Genomic DNA, 15,456 nt, shown 5'->3' with positions numbered 1-15,456 from the left:
GGAGATCGCCGCGACGCTGGGGATCAAGCTGGGCACGGTGCGCAGCCGGATCCACCGGGGCCGGGTGCAGCTGCGCGAGGCGCTCGCCCACCGCGCGCCCAACCGGGTCCCCGCGCCGGCGGGGGAGGAGCAGGCATGAGCATCCCCGAGAGCCACCTCGCGCAGGAGGCCGTCGCCGCGCTCGTCGACGGCGAGCTGTCCGGCGGTGCCGCCGGCCGCGCGGCCCGGCACCTGACCGGCTGCCTGCAGTGCCGGCTGGCCGTGCAGGCCCAGCGCGAGGCCAAGGCGGCGCTGCAGCGCGACGCCGACGTCGCCGTCCCCGGTGACCTGATGTCCCGGCTGCAGGCGATCCCGTTCACCACCGACATGCCCTCCGGCGGGCTCGGTGACCTCAGCCTCGGCGCCGGCCAGCTCACCTCCCGCGGGCCCGGCGGGGCGTTCGCCGTCCCGCTCACCCCGCAGTCCGCGCCCGTGCGTCCCGGCCAGGCCCGCTGGCTGCGCCGCGGGGTCACCGGCGTCGTCGCGGGCCTCGGCCTCGGTGTCGCCGTGCTGGCGGTGACGCTGCCGTCCGGCGACCTCCCCGCCGACGAGATGCCGCCGCCCGGGTCGGTCGCCGGCCCGGTGCGCGACGCCGGCACCGAGGGCACCGACATCGTCCCGCCGGTGGTGCGCACGCTCACCGTCGGCGCCGCCTCCGACATCCTCGGCGGCACCCCCTGAGCGAGACCCCCGGCACCGGTCCCGCCCCGCGCGACGGCTCCGCTGCGCCCGACGACCCCCACGGCTGGGCCCGGCCGGCCGGCGCCACCGGCGCCTTCGTGGCCCGGTCGGCGCAACCGCCGGCTCCCGCCCCGGCACCGCCGCCCGCTCCCGAGCAGCGGGCGGCGTTCAGCCGCCCCCGGGACGTCGCCGGCTCGTTCTCCACCGGCGACCGGCCCACCGCCCCGCCGGCCCCCGCACCGCCGCCACCCCCGGAGGCCGTGCTGCGCGCGTTCGCCCCGCGCCCGGGCAGCACCGGGCTCGGTGAGCCGCCGGGTGGCCGGCGCAGGGCCCGGCGCACGGCCACCGGCCCGTGGTGGAAGCCGGACGCCGCCGCCGACCCGTGGCGCGACCCGTACTCGCCGGCGGGCCTGGGCGCACCCGCGCAGTACCCCGACGACCAGGAGCCGGCCGCCGCGCCGGTGGAGGCGGCCGGCCCGCGCAAGCTGCGGCTGCGCGACCTCTCCGTGCGGTTCACCGCGCTCGCGATCGCCTGCCTGCTGCTGGTCGGCATCGTCGGCGGCGTCACCGCCTGGTTCCTCGGCCGCACCGCCGACGAGGACCCGCTGCGCGCCCCCGGCACCCAGCTGTCCCAGGTCTCGCCCGGCACCGCCCGCGAGCCCGGCTCGGTCTCCGACATCGCCGCCCGGGTGATGCCCGCGGTCGTCTCCGTCGAGGTCCAGCTGTCCAACGCCGGCGCCACCGGCTCGGGCGTGGTCGTCGACGCCGACGGCGGCTACATCGTCACCAACAACCACGTCGTCTCCGGCGCCGACGGCGTCGACGGCGCCGAGATCCGCGCCGTGTTCAGCGACGGCAGCGGCTCCGAGGCGCGGATCGTGGGCCGCGACCCGGCTAGCGACGTCGCCGTCCTCAAGGTGGAGAAGCCCGGTCTGGTCGCCGCCTCGCTCGGCGAGTCCGACGACCTGCAGGTCGGCGACCCGGTGGTGGCCATCGGCTCGCCGCTGGGCCTGGCCGGCACGGTCACCAGCGGCATCGTCAGCGCGCTGCACCGGCCGGTGCGGCTGTCCGGCGAGGGCAGCGACACCAACGCGGTCATCAACGCCGTGCAGACCGACGCCTCGATCAACCCCGGCAACTCCGGCGGCGCGCTGGTCGACGCCGCGGGAGCGGTCATCGGCATCAACACCGCCATCGCCTCCCTCGGCGGCACCGGCACCGGCGGCGGGTCGATCGGCCTCGGGTTCGCCATCCCGATCGACACCGTCCGCGGCATCGCCGAGCAGCTGATCAGCAACGGCAAGGCGGTGCACGCATCGCTCGGGGTCAACACCCGGTCGGTCACCGATGGCCAGCGCGACGGCGCCCTGGTGCAGAACGTCGAGCCCGGCAGCCCCGCGGCGCAGGCCGGCATCCAGGAGCAGGACGTCGTCATCGGGGTGGACGGCGAGCGGATCGGCAGCTCCGAGGAGCTCGCCGTCGCCGTCGACGCCCACCGGCCCGGCGACACCATCAGCCTGGAGGTCGTGCGCGGCGGCAGCTCCCGCGAGGTGACGGCCACCCTCGGCACCGCCTAGTCCGCTCACCCCCGGCGCGGGCACCTACCCTGGACCCGACGGCGGCGGACGGGCCGGTGTCGGGAGGAGCAGCGTGTTCGACTCGATCGGCTGGGGCGAGATCGTCGTCCTGGCGCTGGCGGCGCTGTTCATCTTCGGGCCCGACCGGTTGCCGGGCCTGGCGAAGGACGCCGCGCAGGGGATCAAGAAGGTCCGCGAGGCGATGACCGGCGTGCGCGAGCAGCTGCACGAGAACCTCGGCGACGACTTCGACCAGCTCCGCGACCTGGACATCCGCCAGTACCACCCGAAGACGTTCATCCGGAACCAGCTGCTCGCCGACGACCAGCCCACCCGGACGGCGAGCGGCGCGACCGCCGCCTCGGTCGTGCCTCCGCCGCGGGTGCGCGACGCCGCCGTCCCGCCGCCCTTCGACGCCGACGCGACATGATCGGTGGTCCTCCGGACCACACCGCGGCCAGGTGCCGTCACCTGCTCCGCTGAGCCGTTTCGTCGCTCGATCGCGGAACCCTCCGGGCTCCACTCCTCACGACAGGACGGAACGCGAGGTCAGCCGCTCAGCGCCCCGAGCAGGAAGCCGGCGACCAGGCCGGCGCCGGCGGGGGTGTCGAAGCCGGGGTCCTCGTGGTTGGCGCCGGACAGCACCCACCGCTGCACCGGCGCACCGGCGTCCGCGAGCGCCGCGGCGAACCGCTGGCTCTGCACGCCGGGGATCAACCCGTCGCGGTCGCCGTGCACGAGCAGGAACGGCGGCGCGCCGGCGTGCACGTGGCTGACCGGGCTGGCCTGGCGGGCCCGCTCCGGGTCGTCGGCGGCGCGCTCGAGCCCGAGCAGCTGGGCCTCGAACGGCGGGACGGCGGGGGGACGCCCGGCCATGAACGGGGGCGGCGGGCCCTCCGCCGGGTCGTCGGCCAGCGCCAGCAGGTCGGTGGGCGGGAAGAAGGCGACCACGGCCTGCACCGAGCTGTCGCCGTCCTGCTCGTCGGGCAGCAGGCCCAGCAGCGAGGCGAGGTGACCGCCGGCCGACGCGCCCCAGGCGCCGATCCGCTCGGTGGCCAGCCCGTGCTCGGCGCCGCAGCGGCGCAGCCAGCGGACGGCGGCGCGGACGTCGTCCAGCTGCGTCGGGAACGTCGCCCGGCCGCTGAGCCGGTAGTCGATCGAGGCCACCGCCACCCCGGCGCGCGCCACCGGCTCGAGCCGCTCGGCGGCCCGGTCGGTGCGGGTGCCGCGGGCCCAGCCGCCGCCGTGCAGGTACAGGCACACCGGGACGGTCGCGTCGCCGGCCGGCCGGTGGAGGTCCAGCAGCAGCGGCTCGCCGTCCGGGCGGGCGAACTCCAGGTCGCGGCGGACCTCGACGCCGGCGGTCACCGGCCCGGCCGCGGCAGCTCGGCGAGCGCGGGCATGACCTCCTTGGCCAGCAGCTCGGCGGTCTGCGCCGACTCCGCGTAGCTGGTGTCGCCGAACGCCAGGTCGACGGCGACGTAGTCGATGCCGGCGATCTCGGCCTGGTGCTGCAGGTAGGCGAGCGCGTCGTCCGGGGTGCCGGCGAACGCGCCGCCCTTGTCGTGCCACTCCTGGAAGGTGCGGCCGGTGCGCTTCTCGAACGCCGACTCGAGGCCCGCGTTGTGCCAGGTCCAGTCGGTGTTCCTCCGCCAGGGGACGAACGCCCGGTTGGCGATGTCCATCGCCTCCTCGCGCGTGGGCGCGACGACCATGTTGCGGGTGACGGCGGTCAGCGGCAGCTGGTCGGCCGGCTTGCCGCGGGCGGCCCACTCCTCGCGGAACCTGTCGGTGATCGGCCGGACCTGCTCGGCGGCCAGCAGTGCGGCGACGTTCAGACCCAGGTCGACCGCCCAGGCGGCCTTCGCCGGGTCGGCGATGCCGTACCAGAGCGGCGGCGTCGGCGACTGCACCGGCGCGGTCACCATGGGCACGCCGTCGACCTGGTAGTACTCGCCGTGGTGGTCGAGCACCGGCTGGGTGAGGCCCTTGACCAGCAGCTCGACGAACTCGCTGAACCGGGCCCGGGTGCTCTCGTGGTCGATGCCGTAGTAGCCGACCTCGATCGGGGAGATGCCGCGGCCCATGCCGACCTCGAGCCGGCCGCCGCTGAGGTGGTCGAGCATCACGATCTCCTCGACCAGCCGCACCGGGTGGTACAGCGGGAGCGTGGTGACGAAGGTGCCCATCCGCAGCCGCTCGGTCCGCTGCGCCACGGCACTCAGGAAGAGGTTCGGCGAGGGGGCGACGCCCAGCGGCGTGCCGTGGTGCTCGGCCAGGTGGTAGCAGCGGAAGCCCAGCCGGTCGTACAGCTCGGTGAGCCGCAGCCGCTCCTCGTACTGCTCACCGACGGGGCTGCCGTTGGCGTCGATGTGGTCCATGATCCCGAGCTGCACGTGAGCTCTCCCGTCATCCGCGTCGATGGGGCGGGCCCCGGAGTGCTCCAGGACACATCGCCGACTGTATAGCGCTGAACGATCGGCCCGGCAGCCCTACCCTCGGCTCGTGGAGCACCGGCTGGACGGCGAGGCGGACCGGATCGACCAGGTGCAGGCCGCCTGGCGGGCGGAGCTGCCCGGGGTCGACGTCGGTTCGATCGGCGTCGTCGGGCGGGCCGTCGAGCTGGTCCACCGGGTCGAGCAGGCCCGAGGCGCCGCGCTGGCCGGGCTGGGGAGCGACCGGGCCACCTTCGACCTGCTCGCCACCCTGCGCCGCGCCGGGCGCCCCTACGAGCTGACGGTCGGTGAGCTGCAGCGGCTGAGCCTGGTCACCACCGGCGCGGTCTCGCAGCGGGTGGAGCGGGCGGCGCGGGCCGGTCTCGTGCACCGGCGGCCGGTGCCCGGGGACGCGCGCCGGGTCGTCGTCGGCCTCACCGAGGCGGGGGTGGCGGCCGCGGCGGCGCAGCTGGTGGCGGTCCTGGACGCCGAGCGGGAGGTGCTGCGGCCGCTCACGGACGACCAGCGCCGGGCGCTGGAGCAGCTGCTGCGCGCCTGGGCACTGGGGTACGGCGTGCCGCCGGTGGGGCAGGACCCCTGAGAACGGCGCGAGGCCCGGCCCCCGAGTGGGGACCGGGCCTCGCGCCGTTCAGCTCAGCGGCGGACGGGGGTGAGCCCGAGGCTCATGCCGGACAGGCCGCGCTGCCGGACGGCGAGGCCGTCGGCGACCGCGGTCAGCGCCTGGGCGGCCGGGGCGGTCGGCTCGGCGAGCACGATCGGCGCACCGGCGTCGCCGGCCTCCCGCAGCCGGGTGTCCAGCGGGATCTGGCCGAGCAGCGGCACCCGGGCGCCGAGGGTCTTGGTCAGCGCGTCGGAGACGGCCTGGCCGCCACCGGAGCCGAAGACCTCCATGCGGGAGCCGTCGGGCAGCTCCATCCACGACATGTTCTCGATGACGCCGACCACCTGCTGGTGCGTCTGGCTGGCGATCGAGCCGGCCCGCTCGGCCACCTCGGCGGCGGCCATCTGCGGCGTGGTGACCACGAGGATCTCCGCGTTCGGCAGCAGCTGGGCGATCGAGATCGCCACGTCGCCGGTGCCCGGGGGGAGGTCCAGCAGCAGCACGTCGAGGTCGCCCCACCACACGTCGGCGAGGAACTGCTGCAGCGCGCGGTGCAGCATCGGCCCGCGCCACACGACCGGGGTGTTGCCCGGGGTGAACATGCCGATCGAGATGACCTTCACGCCGTACGACTGCGGCGGCATGATCATGTTGTCGACCTGGGTGGGCTTGTCGTCCACGCCCAGCATCCGCGGCACGGAGTGGCCGTAGATGTCGGCGTCCACGACGCCGACCGACAGGCCCTTCTTCGCCAGCGCGGCGGCCAGGTTCACCGTCACGCTGCTCTTGCCGACCCCGCCCTTGCCGGACGCGACCGCGTAGACGCGGGTCAGCGAGCCGGGCTGGGCGAACGGGATGACCGGGTCGGCGGCGTCCGTGCCGCGCACCGTCTTGCGCAGCTCGGCACGCTGCTCGTCGTTCATCACGTCCAGGCCGACCTGCACGCTGGTCACACCCGGGACGCGGGTGACGGCCTCGGTGACCCGGTCGGTGATGGTGTCGCGCATCGGGCAGCCGGTGACGGTGAGGTACACCTCGACGCGCACCGCGCCCGGGTCGCCGGCGACGCCGATCTGGACGTCCTTGATCATGCCCAGCTCGGGCAGCGGACGGTTGATCTCCGGGTCCTGGACGGTGTCCAGCGCCGCCTTGACGGCATCGAGCGCCGGCGATCCGGTCAGCGTGTCGGACATGCGCGTGGGGTCTCCTTCGAGCGGGGGGCCTGCGGGGAGCGGCTCCCGGGAGGAGCCTGCGCGCGGGCGACCCTCACTGTACGGCGCGCCGGGGACCCGCCCCGGGGCCGCGGCTGTGACCCGCGCCGCGGCCCGCGAGGCGGGGCCGGGGCCGGGCGGCCGTCGTCCTACTGTGCTGCCCCGTGGGCACGGGAGCCGGGCGCAGGGCGACGCTGCGCGACGCGATCGGCCTGGGCGTCGCCGTCGGGCTCTACGGGATCGCGTTCGGCGCGGCCGCCGTCGGTGCGGGGCTGAGCACCTGGCAGGCGGTGGCGCTGTCGGCGCTGATGTTCACCGGCGCCTCCCAGTTCGCCCTGGTCGGCGTGCTCGGGGCCGGCGGTGGGGCGCTCGCGGCGCTGGGCAGCGCGCTGCTGCTGGGCACCCGGAACACCGTCTACGGCGTCCGGCTGGCGCCGGTGCTGGCGCTGCGCGGCCCGGTGCGGCGGGCCGCCACGGCGCAGCTGGTCATCGACGAGTCGACGGCGATGGCGGTGGCCGCCCCCGACCGGGAGCTCGGCCGGCTGGCGTTCCTGGCCACCGGGGGGACCGTCTACGTCGGCTGGAACCTGATGACGCTGGTCGGCGCGCTGGGGGCCGGCGGGCTGGGCGAGACCGCGCAGGCGGCGCTGGACTCGGTGGTGCCCGCGGCGTTCCTCGCCCTGCTGTGGCCGCGGCTGCGGCGGACGGCGGCCGAGCCGCGGGTGTCCCGGCGGGTGGCGCTGGGCGGCGCGGTGATCGCGCTCGGGCTCACCCCGTTCGTGCCGGCCGGGGTCCAGGTGGTGCTCGCCGTCTTCGCGGTGGCGCTCGCCGGCCGCCCGCGGCGGGAGGCGGCGGCGTGAGCAGCGGGACGCTCTGGACCGTCGTGCTGGTCGGCTCGGTGGGCTGCTACCTGCTGAAGCTCGCCGGGCTGTCGGTGCCCGCGGCGTGGGTGCAGCACCCGCTGGTCACCCGGGTGGTGGAGTTCGTGCCCGCGGCGCTGCTCGGGGCGCTGGTCGCGGTGCAGGTGGCCACCTCGGACCAGGAGCTGGTGGTCGACGGCCGGCTGGTCGGGCTCGCGGTGGCGGCCCTGGCGCTCGCGTTGCGGGCGCCGTTCATCGTCGTGCTCGTGCTGGCCGGGACGGCCGGGGCGCTGGTGCACGTCCTCACGTGACCGGCGCCCCGGCGCCCGGACCTCAGTGGGCCAGCGGCAGCCGGCCCTCCGCGGCGGCCTCCTCGGCCATCCGCTCCGCACCCGAGGTGGTCTTGAGCGCCTTCTCCTTGACGAAGAGGACGACCACCAGGGCGAGCGCGGCCAGCGGGGTGGCGATGAGGAACAGCTCGGCCGTGGCGTTGCCGTAGGCGCTCTGCACCAGCTCGCGCACCTCCGCGGGCAGGGTGGAGACGTCCGGCACCGCGGACCCCTCACCGGACGACGAGCCGCCCAGCACCGACAGGTCCGAGGCGACCCGGTTGGCGAGCACGGCACCCAGGGCGCTGACCCCGATCGTGCCGCCCAGGCTGCGGAAGAACGACAGCACCGAGGTGGCCGAGCCGAGCTCCCGCGCCGGGACGTCGTTCTGCGCGGCGAGCACCAGGTTCTGCATGAGCATGCCGACGCCGACGCCGAGCACGGCCATGTAGGAGCCGATCAGCCACATCGACGTCCCGGCGCCGATGGTGGCCAGCAGGCCGAAGCCGACGGTCATGAGCGCGCCACCGGCGACCAGGTACCGCTTCCAGAGCCCGGTCTTGGTGATCAGCTGGCCGGCGACCGTGGAGGAGACCAGCAGCCCCGCGATCATCGGCAGCGACAGCAGCCCGGCCTCGGTGGGGGAGTAACCGCGGGAGATCTGGAAGTACTGCGAGAGGAAGACCGTCCCGCCGAACATCGCGACACCCACCAGGGCGCTCGCGACGACGGTGAGCGTGACCGTGCGGTTGCGGAACAGGCTCAGCGGGATGACCGGCTCGGCGGCCCTGGACTCGACCAGCACCGCCAGCGCGAGCAGCACCAGCGCGCCGCCGACCATCAGCGCGGTCGTGCCGGACAGCCAGTCGTAGCGGTCGCCGGCCAGGGTCACCCAGATCAGCAGCAGGCTGACGCCGGCGGTGATGAGCAGCGCGCCCAGCCAGTCGATGCGCACGCCGGAGCGCTTGACGGTGCGCAGCTTCAGCGTCTTCTGCAGCAGCAGGATCGCGGCGAGGGCGAACGGCACGCCCATGAAGAAGCACCAGCGCCAGCCCAGCCACGAGGTGTCGACGATGACGCCGCCGATCAGCGGCCCGGCGACGGTGGCGACGGCGAAGACGGCGCCGAAGATGCCGGCGTAGCGGCCCAGCTCGCGCGGCGGGATCATCGCCGCCATCACGACCTGCACCAGCGCGGTGAGGCCGCCGGCGCCGACGCCCTGGATGACCCGGGAGACGATCAGCATCGTCGTGTCGTGCGAGAGCCCGGCCAGCAGCGAGCCGGCGACGAACAGCGCCAGCGACAGCTGGACCAGCAGCTTCTGGTTGACCAGGTCCGACAGCTTGCCCCACAGCGGCACGGTCACGGTCATCGCGAGCAGCTCGGCGGTGACGACCCAGGTGTAGACGGACTGGCTGCCGCCCAGGTCGGCGATGATCGTCGGCAGGGCGTTGGAGACGACGGTCGCGGCGAGGATCGACACGAAGATCCCCATCATCAGGCCGGACAGCGCCGAGAGGACCTCCCGCCGGCTCATCGCGGCCGCGGGCGCGGCGGGAGGTGCCTCCGCGCCGGGGGTGCCGGCGTCGGTGGTCGCGGTCATGGTGCTCCTGTTCGTGCGTGCGGGTGGGGTTCAGCGCGTGGGCAGACCGGCCTGGACGGCGTCCAGGGCCTCGTCGACCAGCGTGGACAGCGGGGTGGCGCCGTCCTGGGCGTGCCAGCGCCAGCAGCACACCCGGACGACGGACGACACGACGGCGGCCACCAGCCCGGGCAGCAGGTCGGCGTCGGCGTCCAGCCCGGCCCGCTCGGCGACGGCGGTCGCGATCTCCCGCTCGTCAGCGGCGCCCATCTCGATGAGCCGGGGCAGCAGGGACGGGTTGCCCATGACCACGGTCATCCGCTGGTGCAGCTCGGCGGGGCGCTGCTCGAGCTCGGTGACGTCGCTCCGGAGGGCGGCCCGCACGGCGTCGAGCACGGTGAGGTCGGCGGGCTGGGCGCGCAGCCGGTCGGCGAGCCCGGGGCGGTCCGCCGTCCAGGGCTGCAGCAGCGCCTCCTCCTTGGAGGAGAAGTGGTTGAAGAACGTCCGGTAGGAGACGGAGGCGGCGCCGGCGATCGCCTCCACGGTGACGTGCTCCCAGCCCTGCTCGACGGCCAGCCGGAGGGTGGCGGTGGCGAGCGCGGCGCGGGTGTCGGCCTTCTTGCGCTCGCGCAGCCCTCGTTCGGTCACGGGACGAGGATGGGGCTTTCACTGCACAGTGTGCAAGGTTGCTCAGTGTGCAGTCGGTCTCACGCGGCCGCCGCTCAGCGCGCGGGGTCGGTGGCCCCCTCGCCCTCCCGGCGCTTGCGGGTGGCCTTCCGCTCCCGCCGGACGGCGTCGTCGGCGACGTCGGTCTGCAGCCGGTTCAGCTCGCCCCGGATGAAGTCGCGGGTGGCCAGCTCGCCGATCGACACCCGCAGCGAGGCCAGCTCGCGCGCCAGGTACTCGGTGTCGGCGCGGGTCTGCGCCGCCCGGGCGCGGTCCTCCTCGGCCTGCACCCGGTCGCGGTCGGTCTGCCGGTTCTGCGCGAGCAGGATCAGCGGCGCGGCGTAGGCGGCCTGGGTGGAGAAGGCCAGGTTGAGCAGGATGAACGGGTAGGGGTCCCACTGCAGCCGCACCGCCGCCACGTTCAGCGTGATCCAGACGACCACGATGATCGTCTGGACGGCGAGGAAGCGGCCGGTGCCCAGGAAGCGGGCGATGCCCTCGGCGACCCGGCCGACCGCGTCGGGGTCCAGCCGCAGGAAGCCGCCGATCCGGCGGGTGCCGCGCGGCTGGTCCAGCCGGAGGTCCGCGCGGCGGTCGTCGCGGCGCTCCGGGTCAGCCACGACGGGCCCGCTCGCGCCAGTCCTCGGGCAGCAGGTGGTCGAGCACGTCGTCGACGCTGACCGCGCCCACCAGCCGGCCCTGCTCGTCGACGACGGGCGCGGCGACCAGGTTGTAGGTGGCGAAGTAGCGGGTCACCTCGGCCAGCGGCGCGTCGGTGCGCAGCGGCTCCAGGTCGTCCAGCACCCCGCTGACCAGCCCGAAGGGTGGTTCGCGCAGCAGTCGCTGGAAGTGCGCGAGGCCCAGGTAGCGGCCGGTGGGGGTGGCCGACGGCGGCCGGCAGACGTAGACCTGGCTGGCCAGCGACGGGGTGAGCTCGGGCGCCCGGATGCGGGCCAGCGCCTCGGCGATCGTGGCGTCCGGCGCGAGGATCACCGGCTCGCTGGTCATGATGCCGCCGGCGGTGTCCTCGGAGTACTTGAGCAGCTGGCGCACCGGCTCGGCCTCGCCGGGCTCCATCAGCTCCAGCAGCCGGTTGCGGTCGATGTTCGACAGCTCGGCCAGCAGGTCCGCGGCGTCGTCCGGGTCCATCTCCTCCAGCACGTCGGCCGCGCGGTGCTCGGTCAGCGTGCCCAGGATGGTGATCTGCTCCGCCTCGGGCAGCTCGCCGAGCACGTCGGCCAGCCGCTCGTCGTCCAGCGCCTCGGCGACCTCGTGCCGGCGCTTGATCGGCAGGTCCTGCAGCGCGTGGGCGACGTCGGCGGCGTTGAGGTCGCGGTAGGTGGCGATCAGCGTCTCGGCGCTCTGCCCGGTCTGCGGCAGCGCCAGCCCGGTCACGTCGGGCCACTCGACCTGGTGCAGCTGGCCGCGGCGGCCCAGCCGGCCGGGCTCCTGGACGGCGAGCTTCACGATCTCCCAGTCGCCGGTGCGGGTCTGCTCGATCGCGGCGTCGACGACGGTCGCCGGCCGCCCGGACTCGCGGATCGTCACCGACCGGTCCAGCAGCTCGCCCAGCACCAGCGTCTCGCCGGCCCGCTGCTCGAACCGCTTGAGGTTCACCGTGCCCGAGGCCAGCGTCACCGAGGTGGCGTCGATGCCGGTGACCCGGCCCATCGGGCAGAAGATCCGCCGCCGGGCGACGACCTCCACGATCAGGCCGAGCGCCCGCGGGGGAGCGCTGCCCACCCGCAGCGCGATGACCACGTCGCGCACCTTGCCGACCCGGTCGCCGTTCGGGTCGAAGACGGTGAGCCCGGCGAGCCGGGAGACATAGGCCCGCGTCACCGTCGTCACGGGGCGAGGCTACCGTCGCCGCCGTGACGGCCCTGCCCCCTGACGAGCGTGTACCCGACCAGCTCTCCTTCGAGGTCGTGGACGTGTTCGCGCCGCACCCGTTCAGCGGCAACCAGCTCGCCGTCGTCCTGGACGCCGACGACCTGACCGAGCAGCAGTGCCAGGCGCTGGCCGCCGAGTTCGGCTACTCGGAGTCGACCTTCGTCAGCGCCCCCACCGACGACACCGCCGACCACCCTGGTGCGGCCGCCGGTCCGAAGGCCGACTACCGGGTGCGGATCTTCACCCCGCGCACCGAGCTGCCGTTCGCCGGGCACCCCAGCGTCGGCACGGCGCACACCCTGGTCCGGCTCGGCCGGCTGCCCGCCGGCGTCGTCCGCCAGGAGTGCGGCGCAGGCGTCGTCGAGGTCGAGGTCGACGACGAGGGCGCGCGGCTGTCCGGCGGGACGACGTCGGTGCGCCCGGGCCCCGACCCGGCGGCGCTGGCCGCGGCCGTCGGCCTCACCGCCGGCGACCTGACCGGCCGCCCGGCGCACCTGGTCGGCTGCGGCATCGACTTCGCCCAGCTCGAGGTGCGCCCCGGGGCGCTGGAGCGGGCGGTGCCCGACGCCGCGGCCCTGGAAGCGCTGCTGCCCGGGGTGGAGGGCGGGATCTCGCTGCTCGTCCGGGACCCCGCGACCGCCACCGGCACGGTGCGGGTGTTCGCCGCCGGGCTGGACTTCACCGAGGACCCCGCCACCGGCTCGGCCGCGCTCGGCACCGGGCTGTGGCTGGCCGCCGAGGGGCTGGCCGGCGAGGGCACCACCGACTACCTGCTCACCCAGGGCGCGGCCGTGGGCCGGCCGTCCGAGCTCGCCGGCCGGGTCACCGTGCGCGACGGCGCGGTGACGGAGGTCAGCGTCGCCGGCGCCGTCCGGCCGGTCGCCAGCGGCACCATCCGCGTCCCGCGGTGACCTCGACGCAGGTGACGCAGCCGGCCTGGGCGCTGGCCCGGCCGGGCAGCCAGGAGGTCCTCCTCATGGCCATCGCGGTCGTCGGGGTGTCCTTCTCCGGCCCGCTGACCGCGCTCGCCGCCGCACCCGTGCTGGCCATCGCCTTCTGGCGCAACGCGGCCGGCGCCGCCGCGCTGCTGCCGGTGCTGGCGCTGCGCGAGCGCCGGGCGTTCGCCGGGCTGCGGCCCCGCGACCTGGCCAGCTCGGTGCTCGCGGGGCTGTTCCTCGCCGCGCACTTCGCCTCCTGGCTGCCCAGCCTCAACATGACATCGGTCGCCGCGTCGACGGCGCTGGTCACCTCCACGCCGGTCTGGACGGCGCTCGCCGCGCGGGTCTCCGGCGTGCGGCTGCCCGGCGCGGTGTGGTGGGGGCTGGCGCTGGCCGTCGTGGGCACGGCGCTGATCGCCGGCGTCGACGTCACCGTGTCGTGGGAGGCGCTGGCCGGTGACGGGCTGGCCCTGCTCGGCGCCATCTGCGCCGGCGGCTACATGCTCGCCGGCGCGCGGGCCCGGCAGCGGCTGAGCACGTCGGCCTACGCCGTCGTCTGCTACTCGACCTGCGCCGTGGCCACCGCGGTGGCCGCGATGGTCGCCGGGGTGCCGCTGGGCGGGTTCAGCGCCCGCGACTGGTGGCTGATCGCGGCGATCACCTTCTGCGCGCAGCTGCTCGGCCACACCCTGCTCAACCAGGTGCTCTCCTCGGTCGGGCCGACCGTGGTGGGCCTGGTGATCCTGCTGGAGGTGCCCGGGGCGCTCGTCGTGGCGCTGTTCCTGCTCGGCCAGGTGCCCCCGCTGCTGGCGCTGCCGGGCATGGCCGCGGTGCTGGTCGGGGTCGGGCTGGTCATCCGGGCCGGCCGTCCCGCGCCGGAGGCCGACCCGCTGTGACCCCGTCCCCCCCCCCCCCGTGGTTTTCCGCGAACAACCACCCGTGGTTTTCCGCGAACAACCACAGCGGGGTCAGTTGAAGGAGCCGTTGGTGACCGTGGCGATGAGCACCACGTAGAAGACGATCAGCGCCGCATACAGGCCGGTCGCGATCGAGCCGATGACGATGCCGGCCAGCGCGAGACCGTCGCCCTCCTCGTGCGTCTGCCTGATCTGCCGGCGGGCGACGATGCCCAGCACCAGGCCGGCCGGGGCGAAGACGAAGGCCAGCACGAGCGACAGGATCGCCAGCGAGTTGGTGGGTCGCCGCCAGGCCCACGGCGGGGGCCCGTAGCCCGGGGGCGGTCCGGAGCCGGGCGGGGGCCCGTAGCCCGGGGGCGGTCCGTAGCCCGGCGGTGGGCCGTACCCGGGCGGGGCCCAGCCCGGCGGTGGGCCACTCGGCTGGGGGTCGTCCTGGCGCACGTCGTCCTCCTGGTCTCGGCCGGCGACCGTAGCCGCTGCGGGCACGCGCTCGGGGGAGGCGCGGCTCCCCGGGGGGATCAGCCCGCCATGAGGACCCGGCCGACCGGCTCGCCGTGCCGCGCGAGGGGCACGTCGGGCACGCCCTGCCGGGGCTCGCCGGCCAGCCAGACCTGGTCGCGGCCGGCGTGCTTGGCGCAGTAGGTCGCCCGGTCGGCGTCCTCCAGCGCCTCGGTGACCGTCTGGCCGGGGCGCAGCTGCGCCAGCCCGGCGGAGAACGTGACGCCGAGGCCCTCGCGGACCAGCGCCGCCCGCAGCCGCCGGATGAACGTCTCGCCGCACCGGTCCAGCTCGCGGCAGCGCAGCAGCGCGACCATCTCCTCGCCGCCGGAGCGGGCGGCGTGGTCGCGGGTGCGCAGCTCGTTCAGCAGCAGCCGGCCGAAGGTGCGCAGCACCTCGTCGCCGAAGGCGTGCCCCTGCTCGTCGTTGAGCCGCTTGAAGTTGTCGAGGTCGAACACGACCAGCAGGTCGCCCGGCTCGGCCTGGGCGAGGAACCGTTCCATGCCGCGGCGGTTGGCCAGGCCGGTCAGCGGGTCGATCTGCGCGTCCGCGCGCAACTGCCGGACGAGGACCGCGTGCCGGAGCTGCAGCCGGTTGAGCAGCTCGGCGAGGGCGATCCAGGCGGCGGCGACGAAGAAGGTCCGCACCCACACCTGCGGTGTCACCACGACCGACTGGCCCGCGTAGGCGGCGATCGCGGGCACCAGCAGCACCAGCCCGCCGCGTGCCGGGAGGTACAGCCCGGCGTAGGCGAAGGACAGCACGAAGAACCCGGACATGGCGCCGGCCAGCGCCGGGACGGCGAGGGCGGCCAGGGTGATCGCCAGCAGCGAGGCGAGCGGGAACGCGAGCAGCGCCCACGTCGACCAGCGGCGCCAGGGCAGGCTGAAGCTCAGCGCCAGCGCGACGAGGTGGAAGCCGCCGACCGCGGTGAGGGCGGTCCAGTCGACGCCCGCGGGCCGCAGCACCGTCAGCGCGGCGGCGGTGCTCAGCAGGGACGCAGACCCCAGCAGCCGGCCGTAGCCGATCGCCTCACCGCCCCGCCACCACCACCCGGGCAGGTACCGGCGGTGGCCGTCGGACGGTCGCGCTTCCCTCATGCCCGGGTGATCGGGCGCGCCAGCCCGCCCCTCGACCCCCGGGCCGGGTGGTTCACCCCTACGGGTGGCGGGAACGGCGCTGGTGCTCTGCTGCCCACCAGGCAGCAG

Annotated in this window: 18 protein-coding genes; 9 read left to right on the top strand and 9 right to left on the bottom strand. The window is 75.5% G+C overall.

What is annotated here, in order from left to right:
- The 4 genes from AB0J00_RS21830 to AB0J00_RS21815 form a co-directional block, all read left to right on the top strand.
- On the top strand, positions 1–139 hold a 139-nt coding region (locus AB0J00_RS21830; RefSeq protein WP_357749204.1), incomplete at its 5' end, for a sigma factor-like helix-turn-helix DNA-binding protein.
- Positions 136–720 (top strand): zf-HC2 domain-containing protein, encoded by a 585-nt coding sequence (locus AB0J00_RS21825; RefSeq protein WP_357749201.1) that lies wholly within the window; start codon positions 136–138, stop codon positions 718–720. The genes AB0J00_RS21830 and AB0J00_RS21825, both read left to right, overlap by 4 nt.
- Positions 721–818: 98 nt before the next feature.
- A complete protein-coding gene (locus AB0J00_RS21820; protein WP_357749198.1) occupies positions 819–2,297 on the top strand; it encodes a trypsin-like peptidase domain-containing protein in 1,479 nt (492 codons plus the stop codon).
- Positions 2,298–2,370: 73 nt separating this feature from the next.
- A complete protein-coding gene (locus AB0J00_RS21815) occupies positions 2,371–2,727 on the top strand; it encodes a twin-arginine translocase TatA/TatE family subunit (protein ID WP_357749195.1) in 357 nt (118 codons plus the stop codon).
- A gap of 119 nt (positions 2,728–2,846) precedes the next feature.
- Here the strand turns inward: AB0J00_RS21815 and AB0J00_RS21810 are convergent, their stop codons facing one another.
- On the bottom strand, positions 2,847–3,665 hold the full coding sequence (locus AB0J00_RS21810) for an alpha/beta hydrolase (RefSeq protein WP_357749192.1): 819 nt from the start codon (positions 3,663–3,665) through the stop codon (positions 2,847–2,849).
- Entirely contained in the window at positions 3,662–4,693 is a 1,032-nt protein-coding gene (locus AB0J00_RS21805; RefSeq protein WP_357749189.1) for an LLM class flavin-dependent oxidoreductase, read from the bottom strand. The genes AB0J00_RS21810 and AB0J00_RS21805 overlap by 4 nt, the downstream gene beginning before the upstream one ends.
- Before the next feature lie 109 nt (positions 4,694–4,802).
- Here AB0J00_RS21805 and AB0J00_RS21800 point away from each other — a divergent pair, with 109 nt between their 5' ends.
- The gene (locus AB0J00_RS21800) at positions 4,803–5,333 is read left to right on the top strand and encodes a MarR family winged helix-turn-helix transcriptional regulator (RefSeq protein ID WP_357749186.1); all 531 of its coding nucleotides are present in this window, start codon (positions 4,803–4,805) and stop codon (positions 5,331–5,333) included.
- A 53-nt stretch (positions 5,334–5,386) separates the two neighbouring features.
- On the opposite strand, the gene AB0J00_RS21795 is transcribed toward AB0J00_RS21800, so the two are convergent.
- Complete coding sequence (locus tag AB0J00_RS21795; protein ID WP_357749183.1) at positions 5,387–6,547, bottom strand: Mrp/NBP35 family ATP-binding protein; 1,161 nt, start codon at positions 6,545–6,547, stop codon at positions 5,387–5,389.
- Between the two features lie 182 nt (positions 6,548–6,729).
- On the opposite strand from AB0J00_RS21795, the gene AB0J00_RS21790 reads away from it, so the two are divergent.
- Together AB0J00_RS21790 and AB0J00_RS21785 are read left to right on the top strand one after the other, a co-directional pair.
- The gene (locus tag AB0J00_RS21790) at positions 6,730–7,425 is read left to right on the top strand and encodes an AzlC family ABC transporter permease (protein WP_357749180.1); all 696 of its coding nucleotides are present in this window, start codon (positions 6,730–6,732) and stop codon (positions 7,423–7,425) included.
- Positions 7,422–7,736: an AzlD domain-containing protein gene (locus tag AB0J00_RS21785; protein ID WP_357749178.1), complete on the top strand. Its 315-nt coding sequence runs from the start codon at positions 7,422–7,424 to the stop codon at positions 7,734–7,736. Before AB0J00_RS21790 ends, AB0J00_RS21785 begins: the two co-directional genes overlap by 4 nt.
- Before the next feature lie 22 nt (positions 7,737–7,758).
- Here the strand turns inward: AB0J00_RS21785 and AB0J00_RS21780 are convergent, their stop codons facing one another.
- The 4 genes from AB0J00_RS21780 to AB0J00_RS21765 all read right to left on the bottom strand — a co-directional run bounded on the left by AB0J00_RS21780 (position 7,759) and on the right by AB0J00_RS21765 (position 11,853).
- The gene (locus AB0J00_RS21780) at positions 7,759–9,357 is read right to left on the bottom strand and encodes an MDR family MFS transporter (protein WP_357749176.1); all 1,599 of its coding nucleotides are present in this window, start codon (positions 9,355–9,357) and stop codon (positions 7,759–7,761) included.
- Positions 9,358–9,387: 30 nt separating this feature from the next.
- A complete protein-coding gene (locus tag AB0J00_RS21775) occupies positions 9,388–9,984 on the bottom strand; it encodes a TetR family transcriptional regulator (RefSeq protein WP_357749173.1) in 597 nt (198 codons plus the stop codon).
- Between the two features lie 74 nt (positions 9,985–10,058).
- The gene (locus tag AB0J00_RS21770; RefSeq protein WP_357749170.1) at positions 10,059–10,622 is read right to left on the bottom strand and encodes a DUF1003 domain-containing protein; all 564 of its coding nucleotides are present in this window, start codon (positions 10,620–10,622) and stop codon (positions 10,059–10,061) included.
- The gene (locus AB0J00_RS21765; protein ID WP_357749167.1) at positions 10,615–11,853 is read right to left on the bottom strand and encodes a CBS domain-containing protein; all 1,239 of its coding nucleotides are present in this window, start codon (positions 11,851–11,853) and stop codon (positions 10,615–10,617) included. The genes AB0J00_RS21770 and AB0J00_RS21765 overlap by 8 nt, the downstream gene beginning before the upstream one ends.
- Positions 11,854–11,876: 23 nt before the next feature.
- Between AB0J00_RS21765 and AB0J00_RS21760 the strand changes: the two genes are divergently transcribed.
- Both AB0J00_RS21760 and AB0J00_RS21755 read left to right on the top strand, forming a co-directional pair.
- Complete coding sequence (locus AB0J00_RS21760; RefSeq protein ID WP_357749164.1) at positions 11,877–12,806, top strand: PhzF family phenazine biosynthesis protein; 930 nt, start codon at positions 11,877–11,879, stop codon at positions 12,804–12,806.
- Positions 12,803–13,729 (top strand): DMT family transporter, encoded by a 927-nt coding sequence (locus tag AB0J00_RS21755; protein ID WP_357749162.1) that lies wholly within the window; start codon positions 12,803–12,805, stop codon positions 13,727–13,729. Before AB0J00_RS21760 ends, AB0J00_RS21755 begins: the two co-directional genes overlap by 4 nt.
- A gap of 72 nt (positions 13,730–13,801) precedes the next feature.
- Here AB0J00_RS21755 and AB0J00_RS21750 read toward each other — a convergent pair whose 3' ends face one another.
- The gene (locus AB0J00_RS21750) at positions 13,802–14,191 is read right to left on the bottom strand and encodes a DUF4190 domain-containing protein (RefSeq protein ID WP_357749159.1); all 390 of its coding nucleotides are present in this window, start codon (positions 14,189–14,191) and stop codon (positions 13,802–13,804) included.
- A 77-nt stretch (positions 14,192–14,268) separates the two neighbouring features.
- Positions 14,269–15,348 (bottom strand): GGDEF domain-containing protein, encoded by a 1,080-nt coding sequence (locus AB0J00_RS21745; protein ID WP_357749156.1) that lies wholly within the window; start codon positions 15,346–15,348, stop codon positions 14,269–14,271.
- Positions 15,349–15,456: the final 108 nt, after the last annotated feature.

The organism is Modestobacter sp. NPDC049651 (assembly GCF_040659695.1).
GTDB lineage: Bacteria > Actinomycetota > Actinomycetes > Mycobacteriales > Geodermatophilaceae > Modestobacter.
This window is presented reverse-complemented; position numbering and strand designations above follow the sequence as displayed.